General features: G+C 71.0%; 14 protein-coding genes. 8 read left to right on the top strand and 6 right to left on the bottom strand.

Going from position 1 to position 15,325, the window contains the following annotated elements:
* Nucleotides 1-56 precede the first annotated feature (56 nt).
* Nucleotides 57-269, top strand: coding sequence for a hypothetical protein (locus OG562_RS10510; protein ID WP_266396102.1), 213 nt, complete (start codon nucleotides 57-59; stop codon nucleotides 267-269).
* Between the two features lie 99 nt (nucleotides 270-368).
* Here the strand turns inward: OG562_RS10510 and OG562_RS10505 are convergent, their stop codons facing one another.
* Together OG562_RS10505 and OG562_RS10500 are read right to left on the bottom strand one after the other, a co-directional pair.
* Entirely contained in the window at nucleotides 369-1,079 is a 711-nt protein-coding gene (locus OG562_RS10505; RefSeq protein ID WP_266396101.1) for a bifunctional 2-polyprenyl-6-hydroxyphenol methylase/3-demethylubiquinol 3-O-methyltransferase UbiG, read from the bottom strand.
* 83 nt (nucleotides 1,080-1,162) lie between these two features.
* Entirely contained in the window at nucleotides 1,163-1,792 is a 630-nt protein-coding gene (locus OG562_RS10500; RefSeq protein ID WP_266396100.1) for a DUF3043 domain-containing protein, read from the bottom strand.
* Nucleotides 1,793-2,099: 307 nt separating this feature from the next.
* Between OG562_RS10500 and OG562_RS10495 the strand changes: the two genes are divergently transcribed.
* From OG562_RS10495 to OG562_RS10475, 5 genes are all read left to right on the top strand, one after another.
* Nucleotides 2,100-2,870, top strand: coding sequence for a PspA/IM30 family protein (locus tag OG562_RS10495; RefSeq protein WP_266409167.1), 771 nt, complete (start codon nucleotides 2,100-2,102; stop codon nucleotides 2,868-2,870).
* Nucleotides 2,871-2,908: 38 nt separating this feature from the next.
* The gene (locus tag OG562_RS10490; RefSeq protein ID WP_266396098.1) at nucleotides 2,909-3,187 is read left to right on the top strand and encodes a hypothetical protein; all 279 of its coding nucleotides are present in this window, start codon (nucleotides 2,909-2,911) and stop codon (nucleotides 3,185-3,187) included.
* A 196-nt stretch (nucleotides 3,188-3,383) separates the two neighbouring features.
* Nucleotides 3,384-4,607: a sensor histidine kinase gene (locus OG562_RS10485; RefSeq protein ID WP_266396096.1), complete on the top strand. Its 1,224-nt coding sequence runs from the start codon at nucleotides 3,384-3,386 to the stop codon at nucleotides 4,605-4,607.
* Nucleotides 4,604-5,290 (top strand): response regulator transcription factor, encoded by a 687-nt coding sequence (locus OG562_RS10480; RefSeq protein WP_266396095.1) that lies wholly within the window; start codon nucleotides 4,604-4,606, stop codon nucleotides 5,288-5,290. The genes OG562_RS10485 and OG562_RS10480 overlap by 4 nt, the downstream gene beginning before the upstream one ends.
* A 135-nt stretch (nucleotides 5,291-5,425) precedes the next feature.
* Nucleotides 5,426-8,530, top strand: a complete 3,105-nt coding sequence (locus OG562_RS10475) for an efflux RND transporter permease subunit (RefSeq protein ID WP_266396094.1) — start codon at nucleotides 5,426-5,428, stop codon at nucleotides 8,528-8,530.
* A gap of 107 nt (nucleotides 8,531-8,637) precedes the next feature.
* On the opposite strand, the gene nadA is transcribed toward OG562_RS10475, so the two are convergent.
* Nucleotides 8,638-9,837, bottom strand: a complete 1,200-nt coding sequence (gene nadA / locus OG562_RS10470; RefSeq protein ID WP_266396092.1) for a quinolinate synthase NadA — start codon at nucleotides 9,835-9,837, stop codon at nucleotides 8,638-8,640.
* Between the two features lie 264 nt (nucleotides 9,838-10,101).
* Here nadA and erpA point away from each other — a divergent pair, with 264 nt between their 5' ends.
* Nucleotides 10,102-10,458, top strand: a complete 357-nt coding sequence (gene erpA / locus OG562_RS10465; RefSeq protein WP_030039301.1) for an iron-sulfur cluster insertion protein ErpA — start codon at nucleotides 10,102-10,104, stop codon at nucleotides 10,456-10,458.
* Between the two features lie 91 nt (nucleotides 10,459-10,549).
* Here the strand turns inward: erpA and OG562_RS10460 are convergent, their stop codons facing one another.
* A complete protein-coding gene (locus OG562_RS10460) occupies nucleotides 10,550-12,310 on the bottom strand; it encodes a hypothetical protein (protein ID WP_266396089.1) in 1,761 nt (586 codons plus the stop codon).
* Between the two features lie 93 nt (nucleotides 12,311-12,403).
* Complete coding sequence (locus OG562_RS10455; protein WP_266396088.1) at nucleotides 12,404-12,613, bottom strand: hypothetical protein; 210 nt, start codon at nucleotides 12,611-12,613, stop codon at nucleotides 12,404-12,406.
* Between the two features lie 130 nt (nucleotides 12,614-12,743).
* Here OG562_RS10455 and OG562_RS10450 point away from each other — a divergent pair, with 130 nt between their 5' ends.
* Nucleotides 12,744-13,718, top strand: coding sequence for a carbohydrate kinase family protein (locus OG562_RS10450; RefSeq protein ID WP_266396087.1), 975 nt, complete (start codon nucleotides 12,744-12,746; stop codon nucleotides 13,716-13,718).
* Here OG562_RS10450 and OG562_RS10445 read toward each other — a convergent pair whose 3' ends face one another.
* Nucleotides 13,719-15,089, bottom strand: a complete 1,371-nt coding sequence (locus tag OG562_RS10445) for a cysteine desulfurase/sulfurtransferase TusA family protein (protein ID WP_266396086.1) — start codon at nucleotides 15,087-15,089, stop codon at nucleotides 13,719-13,721.
* Between the last annotated feature and the right edge of the window lie 236 nt (nucleotides 15,090-15,325).

The following is a 15,325-nucleotide window of genomic DNA, read 5'->3' as shown; positions in this document are numbered from 1 at the left end:
GAGCCGGACCAAGATCCGGCTCCTGTTTTGCACCTGTTCACATCAGGGAGGCGTACATGGCGGCATGGACGTGGCGGTTCGAGAAGGCCGACGGGACGGAGGTCCAGCCCGCGGTGCAGCCCGAGGAGTTCACCACGCAGGGGGACGCCGAGTCCTGGATCGGGGAAATCTGGAAGGACCTCCTCGAAGGCGGCGCGGACCAGGTGCATCTCTTCGAGGACTCCACCAAGATCTACGGCCCGATGAGCCTGCACGCGAACGAGGCGTAGGCCCCGTGCCCGCGTAGCCGCGCGACGGGGTGGCCGCAGCCCGGCCACCCCGTCAGGGGTGAGAACCAGGCGAGCCCGTCTCACCCGAACGAGCGCACTTCAGCCGCGGACTCCGCAGAGGTGCAGCAGCGCCGCCACATTTCGATAGGGATCGGTGCGCCCCGCGCGCTCCTCCGCGGCCAGCAGCGTCTCCAGGGCCCCGGGGTCCTGCGGAAGCTCCGCGCCGTCCGCCGCCGTGTCCGTGAACACCCGCACCCCGAACCAGGCCTGCAACGGCGCCCCGATCCCGGCCAGCGTGTCCGTCAGCCGCTCCAGCCGGTCCGCCCGCACGTCCAGGCCCAGCCGGTTGCGGTACGTCACGCTGTCGAAGGCGTCCAGCGCGCCCGCCCAGTCGCCGGACAGCCCCGGCCGCATGGCCAGCCCGTCCGCGTTGCGCACCAGCAGCGACAGCAGCCCGCCCTGGGCCAGCATCCGCGCCAGCCCCGCGAGCAGGGGGTCGGGCTCCTCCACGTACATCAGTACGCCGTGGCACAGCACCACGTCGAAGCTGCCGGGCAGGAAGTGCACGCCCGTGTCGCGGCCGTCGCCCTCGATGATCCGAACCCGCTCCCGGATGCCCTCCGGCTCGCAGGACAGGGCCTTGCGGGCCGCGGCGACCATCGTCGTGTCCTGTTCGAGCCCGGTCACCTGATGACCGAGCCGGGCCAGCCGCAGCGCCTGCGTGCCCTGGCCCATCCCTACGTCGAGCACCCGCAGCCGCCGCCCGACCGGATACCGCCCCGCCATCTGCTCGTCGAGCTGCCGGGCCACCAGCTCCTGGCGTACGACGTCACGCAGCCCACCCAGCTTGCTCAGCCAGGCCTTGGCCGCCCCCCCGGAGAAAGACGCAGTGCTCAGGGCCGCTCTCCGCGCTTGACCTGTGGCTTGGGCAGCCGGAGCCGACGCATCTGGAGGGAGCGCATGAGGGCGTAGGCCACCGCGCCCCGGCGGTTCTGCTCGGGGAAGCGCTCGGCGAGCCGCTTCTTGAGACGGAAGGAGGTGACGAACGAGTCGACCACGATGAGCACGATCACCACCAGCCACAGCAGCAGCGCGATGCTCTGCAGCGCGCCCACCCGCACCATGCTCAGCACGAGGATGACCACGGCCATGGGCAGGAAGAACTCCGCCACGTTGAACCGCGAGTCGATGAAGTCACGCGCGAACTTGCGCACGGGCCCCTTGTCCCGCGCGGGCAGATAGCGCTCGTCGCCGCTGGCCAGCGCCTGGCGCTGCCTCTCCAGCTGCGCACGGCGCTCGTCGCGCTGGCGCTTGGAGGCCTCCTTGCGCGACGTCGTCGTGTTGGCGACGCTGCGGCGCTGGGACTGGGCCTCACTGCGCTTGGGCGTGGGCCTGCCCTTCTTGGCCTGCGGGTCACGGGTCTGCTTGGAGTCGGTCACCGGCGCCTTGTCGGCGACCTGGGCCTTCTCTTCCTTGGCACGGCTACGGAACACAAAACCCAAGGGTAAGCGCTCCCCGGGCATGGACCCCAGCCGGGCGGGGAACGATCCGGCAACACCAGGCGTCTGTACAGGAAGACGGACCGGGTCAGATGGGTGGAAGAGGGGACGTCGAGTGACCTACCGGTCACACGGCGACCCTGAAGGTCACCTACTCCTTACGCCGGAGCAAGACCTTGGTCAGTCGTCCTTGGGGATGAGCGCATCCGTCCCCGAACAGTGCGTCAATGGATGCAGGGCCCGTACTGTGGGTTCTGTCGCAAGGCCGGTGCCGGAGTCCGTCAGAAGGGGGCGCGCGAAGCCCATGAGCGGTGTCATGAAGCGTATGGGGATGATCTTCCGCGCGAAGGCGAACAAGGCCCTTGACCGGGCCGAGGACCCGCGCGAAACCCTCGACTACTCGTACCAGAAGCAGCTCGAGCTGCTCCAGAAGGTCCGCCGCGGCGTCGCCGACGTGGCCACCTCGCGCAAGCGTCTGGAACTCCAGCTGAACCAGCTGCAGAACCAGTCCACCAAGCTGGAGGACCAGGGCCGCAAGGCGCTCGCGCTCGGCCGGGAGGACCTCGCCCGCGAGGCCCTGTCCCGCCGCGCCGCCCTCCAGCAGCAGGTCACCGACCTCGAGACACAGCACTCCACGCTCCAGGGCGAAGAGGAGAAGCTCACCCTCGCGGCCCAGCGCCTCCAGGCCAAGGTGGACGCCTTCCGCACCAAGAAGGAGACCATCAAGGCCACCTACACGGCCGCCCAGGCCCAGACCCGCATCGGGGAGGCCTTCTCGGGCATCTCCGAGGAGATGGGCGACGTCGGCCTGGCCATCCAGCGCGCCGAGGACAAGACCGCCCAGCTCCAGGCCCGCGCCGGCGCCCTCGACGAGCTCATGGCCTCCGGGGCCCTCGACGACCCCACCGGCATCGCCAAGGACGACCTCCAGGCCGAGCTGGACCGCCTCTCCGGTGGTACGGATGTAGAGCTGGAACTGCAGCGCATGAAGGCCGAGCTCGCCGGAGGAAGCTCCGCCGGGCAGCAGGCCATCGAAGGTGGCACGAGCCAGTCGCAGTCCCAGCAGCAGCCACAGGACACCCCGCGCTTCGACAAGCAGTGAGCAGTCCGGCGCCGGGGCCCGGAGCCGAGGAGGCCGACATGATCGTCCGGATCATGGGGGAGGGCCAGTGGACGCTGGCCGACTCCCACTTCGCCGAGCTGAACAAGCTGGACGACGAGCTGCTGGAGCAGATGGAGGCCGGCGACGAGGACGGCTTCCACCGCACCCTCGGCGCCCTCCTCGACGCCGTCCGGCGTCTGGGCGGCACCCTCCCCGACGAGTCCCTGGAACCATCGGAACTGATCCTCCCGTCCCCGGACGCCAGCCTGGACGAGGTCAGGGAGATGCTGAGCGACGACGGCTTGATCCCCGGCTGAGGGCCTGATGGTCTTTTCCGGGCTGAGGGCGGCAACCTTCCAGCGCCGGTCACGGCACTGCAGCCCGTCTGGGGGTGCCCCCTCTGGGGGAGATTGAGGACGAGGCCCCTAAAGGGCCGACAGCGGGGGTCTGGAGGCGGCAGCCCCCCAGCTACGGCACGGAAAGCGACGGTACCCAAAAAGTGACCCCCCCAAAGTGACCCCCTTCGCTCAGGCCCAGCGCCAGCTGAAGGCGCACCCCCTGGCCCTGGACACCGCCCTCGCCGCCGCCGTACTCCTGTGCATGCTCGCGAGCTCCTTCGTGAACCCGCACGGCCAACAGGGCGTCAGCTGGAGCCTGCGCACCCCGGACGCCTTCAGCCTCCTGCTGATGACCCTCGGCGCCGTCGCCCTCGTCTTCCGCCGCCGCACCCCCATGACGGTCCTCGCGCTCACCGGCGCCGTCTCCCTCGTCGAGTCCCTCACCGGCGACCCCCGCCACCCGGTCGCGATGTCCGCCGTGGTCGCCCTGTTCACCGTCGCCGCCACCACCGACCGCCCCACCACCTGGCGTGCCGGTCTGCTCACCATGACGGTCCTCACCGGCGCGGCCATGCTCGCCGGACCGCTGCCCTGGTACGCCCAGGAAAACCTCGGCATCCTCGCCTGGACCGGCATCGGCGCCACCGCCGGGGACGCCGTGCGCAGCCGCCGGGCCGTCGTCCAGGCCATCCGCGAGCGCGCCGAGCGGGCCGAGCGCACCCGCGAGGAGGAGGCCCGCCGCCGGGTCGCCGAGGAACGCCTGCGCATCGCCCGCGACCTGCACGACGTCGTCGCCCACCACATCGCCCTGGTCAACGTCCAGGCCGGAGTCGCCGCGCACGTCATGGACAAGCGCCCCGACCAGGCCAAGGAGGCACTCGGGCACGTCCGCGAGGCCAGCCGCTCCGCCCTCAACGAGCTGCGCGCCACCGTCGGCCTGCTGCGCCAGTCCGGCGACCCCGAGGCCCCGACCGAGCCCGCCCCCGGCCTGGACCGTCTCGACGAGCTGGCCGGCACCTTCCGCAACGCCGGCCTTCGGATCGAGGTCGCCCGAGCCGACCAGGAGACGAAGCTCCCCGCCGCCGTGGACCTGGCCGCCTACCGGGTCATCCAGGAGGCGCTCACCAATGTGCAGAAGCACGCGGGAGGCGAGGCCAAGGCCGAGGTGAGCGTCGTACGCGTGGGACCGAACATAGAGATCACGGTCCTCGACGACGGACGCCCCACGGACGAGGAGCCCCCGCAGGCCGGCGGGGGTCATGGTCTGCTCGGCATGCGGGAGCGCGTCAGCGCCCTGCGCGGCACCCTCACCACCGGTCCCCGCTACGGAGGCGGCTTCCGCGTCCATGCGATCCTGCCGGTCAAGACCCGCACGGCCGCCACGGGAGAGACCGTATGACCATTCGCGTCCTGCTCGCCGACGACCAGGCGCTGCTGCGCAGCGCGTTCCGGGTGCTCGTCGACTCGGAGCCCGACATGGAGGTGGTCGGCGAGGCGTCCGACGGCGCTCAGGCGGTCGCGCTGGCGAAGGAGGAGCGCGCCGACGTCGTCCTGATGGACATCCGTATGCCGGGCATGGACGGTCTCGCCGCGACCCGTCTGATCAGCGCCGATCCGGCCCTGGCGCAGGTCAGGGTGGTCATCCTGACGACCTTCGAGGTCGACGACTACGTGGTGCAGTCGCTGCGCGCGGGCGCCTCGGGCTTCCTCGGAAAGGGCAGCGAGCCCGAGGAACTGCTGAGCGCGATCCGGATCGCCGCGGGCGGCGAGGCGCTGCTGTCGCCGGCCGCCACCAAGGGTCTGATCGCCCGCTTCCTCGCGCAGGGCGGCGCGGCGGACGACGACCGCGACCCGGCCGGCGCACAGCGGCGGCTCGACGCGCTCACCGTGCGCGAGCGCGAGGTCCTCGTGCAGGTCGCCGGCGGTCACTCCAACGACGAGATAGCCGAGCGCCTGGAGGTCAGTCCGCTGACCGTGAAGACGCACGTCAACCGGGCCATGGCCAAGCTGGGCGCGCGCGACCGGGCGCAGCTCGTGGTGATCGCGTACGAGTCGGGGCTGGTCCGTCCGAGGGTGGAGTGAGGTCCGCCCGGCCGTACTGCGCTCGGAGTATGAGCCGCATAAGGAACGGGACCTGGGGTCTACGGATCGGGACACAGTGATGCCACAGGGTGAGGGGGACACTTCTGCCGCTCACAGAAGAGAGACCCGTAACCCATGTCCTGGCTGTCCAAGTTCAGCCTCGCGCAACGGGCCCTGATAGGCCTGATGTCCCTTGTCGCGCTCGCCTTCGGCGCGATCGCGATTCCGCAGCTCAAACAGCAGCTCCTGCCCACCATCGAACTGCCGATGGTGTCCGTGCTCGCCCCGTACCAGGGCGCCTCGCCGGACGTCGTCGAGAAGCAGGTGATCGAGCCCATCGAGGACAACCTCGAGGGCGTCGACGGCATCACCGGTGTGACCTCCACGGCCAGCGAGGGCAACGCCCTCATCGTGGCCTCCTTCGACTACGGCAACGACACCAAGCAGCTGGTCGCCGACGTCCAGCAGGCCGTCAACCGGGCCCGCGTCCAGCTCCCGGACGCCGTGGACCCGCAGGTCGTCGCCGGTTCCACCGACGACATGCCGACCGTCGTCCTCGCCGTCACCTCCGACAAGGACCAGCAGGCCCTCGCCGACCAGCTCGACCGGAGCGTCGTCCCCGCCCTGCGGGACGTCGACGGCGTCGGCCAGGTCACCGTCACCGGAGTCCGCGACCTCCAGGTCTCGGTCACCCCCGACGACGCGAAGCTGGCGAAGGCCGGCCTGACCACGCAGGCCCTCGCCCAGGCCCTCCAGGCGGGCGGCGCGACCGTCCCGGCCGGCTCCTTCGACGAGTCGGGCGCCAACCGCACCGTCCAGGTCGGCGGCGGCTACACCTCCGTACAGCAGATCGAGGACCTGACGATCCCCGGCGTCGGCGGCAAGAAGCCGGTACGGGTCGGCGACGTATCGGCCGTGCAGCAGGAGGAGGCCCCGGCCGACTCCCTCACCCGCACCGACGGCAGGCCCAGCCTCGCGGTCATGGTCACCATGGACCACGACGGCAGCGCGGTCGCCATCTCGAACGCCGTCGAGGACAAGCTGCCCGGCCTGCGCCGGGACCTCGGCTCCGGCGCGACGATCACCGTCGTCAGCGACCAGGGCCCGGCCGTGTCGAAGGCCATCGAGGGCCTGACGACCGAGGGCGCGCTCGGTCTGCTCTTCGCGGTCCTCGTCATCCTGGTCTTCCTGGCCTCGCTGCGCTCCACGCTGGTGACGGCGGTCAGCATCCCGCTGTCGGTCGTCCTGGCCCTGATCGTGCTGTGGACGCGCGACCTCTCCCTGAACATGCTGACCCTGGGCGCGCTGACCATCGCGATCGGCCGGGTCGTCGACGACTCGATCGTCGTCCTGGAGAACATCAAACGCCACCTCGGCTACGGCGAGGAGCGCCAGACGGCGATCATCGCCGCCGTCCGCGAGGTGGCCGGCGCGGTCACCTCCTCCACCCTCACCACGGTCGCCGTGTTCCTGCCAATCGGCCTGGTCGGCGGCATGGTGGGCGCCCTGTTCGGCGCGTTCAGCCTCACCGTGACGGCGGCCCTGCTGGCCTCCCTGCTGGTCTCGCTGACGGTCGTCCCGGTCCTGTCGTACTGGTTCCTGCGCGCCCCCAAGGGCACGTCCCGGGACGCCGAGGAAGCCCGCCGCGCGGCCGAGGAGAAGGAGGCGAAGAGCCGCCTCCAGCGCCTCTACGTCCCCGTCCTGCGCTTCGCGACCCGGCGCCGGCTGACCAGCGTGGCCATCGCGGTCGTCGTCCTGGTCGGCACCTTCGGCATGGCGCCCCTGCTGAAGACCAACTTCTTCGACCAGGGGGAGCAGCAGGTCCTGACGGTCAAGCAGGAGCTGAAGCCCGGCACCAGCCTGGCCGCCACCGACGTCCAGGCGAAGAAGGTCGAGCGGCTGCTCGCCGGCGTCAAGGGCGTGAAGGACTACCAGGTCACCGTCGGCTCCTCCGGCTTCATGGCGGCCTTCGGCGGCGGCACCGACACCAACCAGGCGTCCTACCAGGTGATGCTGACGGACTCGGCGTCCTACGACGACGTCCAGGACCGCATCGAGGACGGGCTGAAGAAGCTCGACGGCATCGGGACCACCACCGTCGCCGCCGGCGACGGCTTCGGCAGCCAGGACCTCAGCGTCGTGGTGAAGGCGGCCGACGGGGACGTGCTGCGCACGGCGGCCGAGCAGGTCCGCAAGGCCGTGGCCGGCCTCGACCACGTCACCGACGTGACCAGCGACCTCTCGCAGAGCGTGCCGCGCATCTCGGTCAAGGCCAACGCCAAGGCCGCCGCGGCCGGCTTCGACGACCAGACGCTGGGCGCCGCGGTCGCCCAGGCGGTGCGCGGGACGACGGCCGCGAAGGCCGTCCTGGACGACACCGAGCGCGACGTCGTCATCCGCTCGGCGAAGCCCGCCGAGACCCTGGACCAGCTGAGGTCGCTGCGCCTGGGCGCGGTGAGGCTGGGCGACATCGCCACCGTCCAGGTGGTCGACGGACCGGTGTCGATGACCCGGATCGACGGTCAGCGGGCGGCGACCGTCACCGCCCGGCCGACCGGCGACAACACGGGCGCGGTCAGCACGAAGCTCCAGTCCGAGATCGACGCCCTGAAGCTCCCGGCGGGCGCCACGGCCGAGATCGGCGGGGTCAGCCAGGACCAGGACGACGCCTTCGCCAACCTCGGCCTGGCGATGCTCGCGGCGATCGCGATCGTCTTCATGCTGCTGGTGGCGACGTTCCGGTCGCTCGTGCAGCCGCTGATCCTGCTGGTCTCCATCCCGTTCGCGGCGACCGGCGCGATCGGCCTGCTGATCGTCACGGGCACCCCGATGGGCGTCCCCGCGATGATCGGCATGCTGATGCTCATCGGCATCGTGGTGACCAACGCGATCGTCCTGATCGACCTGATCAACCAGTACCGGAAGCAGGGCTACGGCGTCGTGGAGGCCGTGGTGGAAGGCGGCCGGCACCGGCTGCGGCCCATCCTCATGACGGCCCTGGCGACCGTCTTCGCCCTGCTCCCGATGGCCCTGGGCGTCACCGGCGAGGGCGGCTTCATCGCCCAGCCGCTGGCGGTGGTCGTGATCGGCGGTCTGATCACCTCGACCCTGCTCACCCTGCTCCTGGTCCCGACGCTCTACGCGATGCTCGAACTGCGCAAGGAGCGCCGGGCGCAGAAGCGCGCGGCGAAGCGGCAGGCGCCGGAGCCGGAGAGGACGCCCGAGCCGGCCGGCGTGTGACGCCCTGACCGGCCGGTGCCCTTCCCCCGCGGGCTTGCTCTGCGGGGGAAGGGCATCTCGGGCCTACGGGAGCCTGCGAGGGCCTACGGGCCTACGGGCCTACGGGGTTACGGCAGCGCCAGCATCCGCTCCAGCGCCAGCTTCGCGTACGCCTCGGTCTCCTCGTCGACCTCGATCCGGTTGACCAGCTTGCCCTCGGCGAGGGACTCCAGGGTCCAGACCAGGTGGGGGAGGTCGATGCGGTTCATGGTCGAGCAGAAGCAGACCGTCTTGTCGAGGAAGACGATCTCCTTGCCCTCGGGCGCGAAACGGTTCGCCAGCCGGCGGACCAGGTTCAGCTCGGTGCCGATGGCCCACTTGGAGCCGGCCGGGGCCGCCTCCAGCGCCTTGATGATGTACTCGGTCGAGCCGACGTAGTCCGCCGCGGACACGACCTCGTGCCGGCACTCGGGGTGCACGAGCACGTTGACGCCGGGGATCCGGGCGCGCACGTCCTCGACCGACTCCAGGCTGAAGCGGCCGTGCACCGAGCAGTGGCCGCGCCACAGGATCATCTTCGCGTCGCGCAGCTGCTCGACGGTCAGCCCGCCGTTCGGCTTGTGCGGGTTGTAGAGGACGCAGTCCTCCAGGGACATGCCCATGTCGCGCACGGCCGTGTTGCGGCCCAGGTGCTGGTCGGGCAGGAACAGCACCTTCGTCGTCGAGGGGTCGTCCCCCTGGTCGAAGGCCCACTCCAGGGCCCGCTGGGCGTTGGAGGAGGTGCAGATCGTGCCGCCGTGCTTCCCCGTGAACGCCTTGATGTCGGCGGACGAGTTCATGTACGAGACGGGCACGACCTGCTCGGCTATGCCGGCCTCGGTCAGCACGTCCCAGCACTCGGCGACCTGCTCGGCCGTCGCCATGTCGGCCATGGAGCAGCCGGCGGCGAGGTCGGGCAGCACGACCTTCTGGTCGTCGGAGGTCAGGATGTCGGCGGACTCGGCCATGAAGTGCACACCGCAGAACACGATGTACTCGGCCTCCGGGCGTGCGGCCGCGTCCCGGGCCAGCTTGAAGGAGTCGCCCGTGACGTCGGCGAACTGGATGACCTCGTCGCGCTGGTAGTGGTGGCCGAGCACGAAGACCTTGTCACCGAGCTTCTCCTTGGCCGCGCGGGCCCGCTCCACCAGGTCCGGGTCGGACGGGGAGGGCAGGTCGCCGGGACACTCGACGCCCCGCTCGCTCCTCGGGTCGGCCTCACGGCCGAGCAGCAACAGGGCGAGCGGAGACGGCTTTACGTCGAGCTCCGTGGTCTGGGCGGTGGTCACGACACGCACCCTTTCTACTTTTCGTCGATCTGACGTTATCTATCATAACCCGCATACCGTCACTTTGACGATGGTCATAGCGTCGATGTGACGTGAATCCCGGAGAAGCGCCGGAGGCGTGTCCGCAGGCATTTTCCGCTCGCAACCGCATGTGCGAGCATGAGAAGGGAACGAAAAGACAAGAGCTCGGCCCGGAATGAATCCGCGGCCCCGTCGGTTGCAACCGTCGGCAAGCAGTCTCCGTACAACCCGGGAGAGATGTAGATGTCCGTATCGGACGAGACCAGCACCGTCACCGACGGCATCATCCTGTCCGACGCCGCCGCGGCGAAGGTCAAGGCCCTGCTCGACCAGGAAGGCCGCGAGGACCTGGCCCTGCGTGTCGCCGTTCAGCCCGGTGGCTGCTCCGGCCTGCGCTACCAGCTCTTCTTCGACGAGCGCTCCCTCGACGGCGACGTCGTCAAGGACTTCGACGGCGTCAAGGTCGTCACCGACCGGATGAGCGCCCCGTACCTGGGCGGCGCGTCCATCGACTTCGTCGACACCATCGAGAAGCAGGGCTTCACGATCGACAACCCGAACGCGACGGGCTCCTGCGCCTGCGGCGACTCCTTCAGCTGAACCGTCCGAGGCGGCTGAGCCGTCGCGGACGACACAAGGCGGCGGCCCCCCTTCGAAGGGGGGCCGCCGCCTTGCGTCTGCCCTGGTGGCCCTACTGCACCTGCGGCAGCCGCGCCCCCGTCTTCTCCAGCGGGATCGCCTTGCCGTCGGAGCCGACGACCTTCCGGCTGCCGAGCGGCTCGTCCAGCTTCACGGTCTGGTGGTACTCCTTGGCGATCATGATGCAGACCTTGTCCGGCCAGGGCGTCTCGGTCACGGTGACCTTCACCTCGTCCCCGCTCTCGGACGCCGTCGACTCGTAGTCGCCGCACACCCCGCCGGTGAAGCTCACGACCAGCTCGCTGCCCTCGACGGTGTAGCCGTCCACCTGCACGTTCTGCGGACCGGAGGTGGCCGTCGAGGTCGGCGTCGGAAGCGGCGCGGCCGTCGTCGCGGACGTCAGATAGGCGGGGTCGACCGCCGGCTGCGTCACCGTGTAGTCGTCGCCGCCCGCGCTCGCCCGTACGTCGAACAGCCAGGACGGCACGAGCACCTGCCGGCCGCCCGAGGTGTGCGGGGCGAGTCCGAGCACCGCGTGCTCGACCGTCGCCGTCTCCTGCTGCGGGGCGGCCGTCGACGACCCGCACGGGCTCTCCAGCCGGTCCTTGAGCGGCACCGGACTCGCACAGCCCCCGATGCCCATCCGATGGTCGGTCCCCGGCGCGGCGTTCAACGCGTCCAGCGCCTCCCGCGCACTGAGCAAGGGGTACGTGTCGCCCTTCACCGGCGTCTTCAGCTGCCCGTTCGCGCCGACGACCTCGCCCTGCGCGTTCACACTGATCCCGGTCGTCCAGCCGGAGCTGGTCAGTCCGCCGATCACGGGGTCGGCGTTCACGACCCGCTGGGCGCCCATGATCTGGCTCGCGTCGATCTTGGCGTCGTCCTGCCCGACCGCCTTCAGGATCGGCGCCGCCGCCTTCTTCGCGGCCGCCTCGCTCACCGGGGCGGTGGCCGGAGCGGCGGGATCCTTCTTGCACACGGCGATGCCGCCGGTGCAGTCGTCGGTGCCGGGCGCGTACCGGGTGAACGTCCACATGCCCGGCGCCTGCCGGTTCACCCGCAGCACCGGCCCCGAGCCGTCGTTCCCCGAGCCGACCTTCCAGGCCGCCCCGTCGACCGCCGGCGTCCCGTCCACCCCCAGCGCCTTCGCCAGATCGGCCACCTCGGCCTTGGTGACCTCGCCCTTCGCCCAGTACACGGGCGCGGAGCCGGGAGTGGAGGGGAGCGTGCCGGTGGCCTGGTACGTCACGCCGTACGGGTTCGGCTCGCCGGGTGCGATGCCGTTCGTACCGCCCGCGGAGGCGGCGGAGTAGTCGTCGAGGACGAGCGGCGCGGGGGCGCCGTCACCGGAGGGCGCCCCGGAGCCGGCGCCTCCGGCGGACGCGCTCGAGGTCAGATAGGCGCCGCCGCCACCCACCAGCAGCACGGCGGCCGCGACGGAGGCGATGAGCACGGGGGAGCGCCGCCGCACCCCGCCGGACGCGTCAGCCTCCTCGGGGGCGCCGGTCTCGGTGACGTCGGTGACGTCGGTGACGTCTGTGGCGTCGGGGGAGGCGTCTGAGGGGTCCGGCACGTCTGTGGCATCCGGAGTGTCCGAGGCCGCCGGGGCGTCTGCGGCCTCCGCCGGGGCGTCTGCGGTCTCCGCCGAAGCGTCTGCGGCCTCCGCCGGGGCGTCCGCGGTCTCCGCCGAAGCGTCTGCGGCCTCCGCCGGAAGGTCACTTTCCCCGACGTCACTCTCCTCGACGTTGCTCGCCTCGACGCCGCTCTCCTCGGCGGAGCCGCCCTCGTCGTTCTCGGGTCGCTCGGTGTTCACCGCATGCTCCTTCGGCTGCCCTGCTGTCGTACCTCGCATCCCCTTTACGGGGGACAGCGGTGGGACGTAGAAGGGGAGCGCACGGTTCCCTGTTCAGTTCCCGTACTCGGGCATCGCCTCCAGCATCCGGGCCGAGGACGCCGGGACGCGCACGCCGTGGATGAGGGACGGGGACACCGGACGGGAAACGATCCGTTCCTGAGCCGTCCAGTGCGGCGCCATCCGCGCGCAGTCGCCGCGCAGCGACGCCAGGTCGCCTTCGAGGTCGGCCGGAGCGGAGGTGGGGACCTTGAGGTTCGTCATAGTCGAACCGTAGGCACGCTGGAGCCTGCGAAGAAAGATCTACTATCGGGTAGTTTCGTCGGCTTCAGCAGCGACCGCCGACCCGGTAGCGTGAACTGTCAATCCCCCTCCCCACAGGAGAGTCCACGCCGTGCGCATCGCAGTCACCGGCTCCATCGCAACCGACCACCTCATGACGTTCCCCGGCCGCTTCGCCGATCAGCTCGTCGCGGACCAGCTGCACACGGTCTCGCTCTCCTTCCTGGTCGACAACCTGGACGTACGCCGGGGCGGCGTCGGCGCGAACATCGCCTTCGGGATGGGCCAGCTGGGGACCGAGCCGATCCTGGCCGGCGCCGCGGGCGCGGACTTCGACGAGTACCGGGCCTGGCTGGACCGGCACGGCGTCGACACCAGGTCCGTCCGCATCTCCGAGACCCTGCACACCGCGCGCTTCGTGTGCACCACCGACGCCGACCACAACCAGATCGGCTCCTTCTACGCCGGCGCGATGAGCGAGGCCCGTCTCATCGAGCTGAAGGCCGTCGCCGACCGCGTCGGCGGCCTCGACCTGGTCCTGATCGGCGCCGACGACCCGGAGGGCATGCTCCGCCACACGGAGGAGTGCCGCTCCCGCTCGATCCCGTTCGCCGCCGACTTCTCCCAGCAGATCGCCCGCATGGACGGCGAGGAGATCCGGATACTGCTGGAGGGAGCGACCTACCTCTTCTCCAACGAGTACGAGAAGGGCCTCATCGAGTCCAAGACGGGCTGGAGCGACGCCGAGATCCTCTCCAAGGTCGGCCACCGCGTCACCACCCTCGGCGCGCGCGGCGTCCGCATCGAGCGCGTCGGCGAGGACCCGATCGAGGTCGGCTGCGCGCAGGAGGAGCGCAAGGCCGACCCCACCGGCGTCGGCGACGCCTTCCGCGCCGGCTTCCTCTCCGGCCTGGTCTGGGGCGTCTCCCTGGAGCGCGCCGCCCAGGTCGGCTGCATGCTCGCCACCCTGGTCATCGAGACGGTCGGCACCCAGGAGTACCAGCTGCGCCGCGCCCACTTCATGGACCGCTTCGCCCAGGCCTACGGCGACGAGGCCGCCGCCGAGGTCCAGAAGCACCTCAGCTAGTCACGCCACCCGGCGGACCACGTAGGCCGAGCCGTGGTCCGCCGGCTCCTCGCCGACGTACTCCTGTCCCCGCATCTCGCACCACGCGGGGATGTCGAGGCGGGCCGCCGCGTCGTCGGAGAGGACCCGCACCGTGCCGCCGACCGGCACGTCCCCGATGACCTTCGCCAGTTCGATGACGGGGATCGGGCAGCGCTTGCCGAGGGCGTCCACGACGAGGACGTCGTCCGGTGCGGCGCTCGCGGGATCCGGTACGACCGTGGCGGGCGCCGGCGCCCCCAGCTTCTCGCGCACCCCGGCCACCGCCTCCGGGAGCACGGTCAGAAACCGCTCCACGTCCTCCTCGGCCGCCCCCGCCGGCAACGACACCCGTACGTTGCCCTCGCTCAGCACGCCCATCGCCTTGAGCACATGGCTCGGCGTCAGCGTGTCGCTGGTGCAGGACGACCCGGACGACACCGAGAACCCCTCCCGGTCCAACTCGTGCAGCAGCGCCTCCCCGTCGACGTACAGACAGGAGAAGGTGACGACGCCCGGCAGCCGCCGTACCGGATCGCCCACCACCTCCACGTCCGGCACCCGTTCGGGCACCCGCACCCGGATCCGCTCCGTCAGGTCCCGCAGCCGTACGGCCTCCCGGTCCGCCTCGGCCCGCACGGCCCGCAGGGACGCGGCGGCGGCCACGATCGCCGGCAGACCGGCGAACTCCTCCGCCTCCCGCGCCGCGAACCGCACCCCCTTGCGCACCACGAGCAGCCCGACCCCCGACGGACCGCCCCACTTGCGCGCACTCGCCGTCAGCACCGACCAGTCCCCGTCCACCCGCCCCCACCCGAGCGACTGGGCCGCGTCCACCAGCAACGGCACCCCCGCCGCCCGGCACACCTCGGCCACCGCCGCCACCGGCTGCTCGGTGCCCACCTCGTGGTTGGCGGACTGCAGACAGGCGAGCGCGGTGTCGGCCCGCAGCGCCTCGGCGTACGCCTGCACGGTCACCGCCCCCGTCCGCGTGACCGGCGTCCGCGTCACCGACCCGCCCTCCGACTCGAACGTCTCGGCCGAATGGAGCACCGAGGAGTGTTCGACCGATGACACGATCAGGTGACGCCCGACGCGTCGCCGCCCCGCCAACACCCCCGAGACACCCCTGTGCACGGCCCGAGTCCCGGAGGCCGTGAAGACCAGTTCGTCCGCCCGGCACCCGACCATCTCCGCGGCCGCCTCCCGCGCCGCGTCGAGCAGCATCCGAGCCCTGCGTCCCTCCCGGTACAACCGCTGCGGGTCCGCCCACCCCTCGTCAAGGGCGGCCAACAACGCCTGCCGGGCAACGGAATGAAGGGGAGCGGCGGAAGCGGCATCAAAGTAGGACACACGGCAACGTTAAAACGCCGGTGAGCAAATCAGGGGCGCGGGGCTGTGACATCTGCGGCTCCGCGGCGGGGCACGAACAGCCACAACAGCCCTGCACACGCCACACAACCGAACGTTTCGAGCTATTAGGCGCCCCGAACGAACCGTCAGAAGTAGCCCCCGGCGCGTTGGGGACCCTCCCCGCGCGACCCCAAAACGCGTCCAGTAGGGTTTGGTCCGCATAAACATCCAAACCC

Origin of the sequence: Streptomyces sp. NBC_01275 (assembly GCF_026340655.1) — a bacterium.
In the GTDB taxonomy this organism is placed as follows: Bacteria; Actinomycetota; Actinomycetes; order Streptomycetales; family Streptomycetaceae; genus Streptomyces.
This window is presented reverse-complemented; position numbering and strand designations above follow the sequence as displayed.

Bases quoted from the DNA above. Each gene is read 5' to 3' on its own strand.
- OG562_RS10510 (WP_266396102.1), top strand. From the start codon at position 57: ATGGCGGCATGGACGTGGCGGTTCGAGAAGGCCGACGGGACGGAGGTC.
- OG562_RS10500 (WP_266396100.1), bottom strand. From the start codon at position 1,792: ATGCCCGGGGAGCGCTTACCCTTGGGTTTTGTGTTCCGTAGCCGTGCC.
- OG562_RS10495 (WP_266409167.1), top strand. From the start codon at position 2,100: ATGATCTTCCGCGCGAAGGCGAACAAGGCCCTTGACCGGGCCGAGGAC.
- OG562_RS10490 (WP_266396098.1), top strand. From the start codon at position 2,909: ATGATCGTCCGGATCATGGGGGAGGGCCAGTGGACGCTGGCCGACTCC.
- OG562_RS10480 (WP_266396095.1), top strand. From the start codon at position 4,604: ATGACCATTCGCGTCCTGCTCGCCGACGACCAGGCGCTGCTGCGCAGC.
- OG562_RS10475 (WP_266396094.1), top strand. From the start codon at position 5,426: ATGTCCTGGCTGTCCAAGTTCAGCCTCGCGCAACGGGCCCTGATAGGC.
- erpA (WP_030039301.1), top strand. From the start codon at position 10,102: ATGTCCGTATCGGACGAGACCAGCACCGTCACCGACGGCATCATCCTG.
- OG562_RS10455 (WP_266396088.1), bottom strand. From the start codon at position 12,613: ATGACGAACCTCAAGGTCCCCACCTCCGCTCCGGCCGACCTCGAAGGC.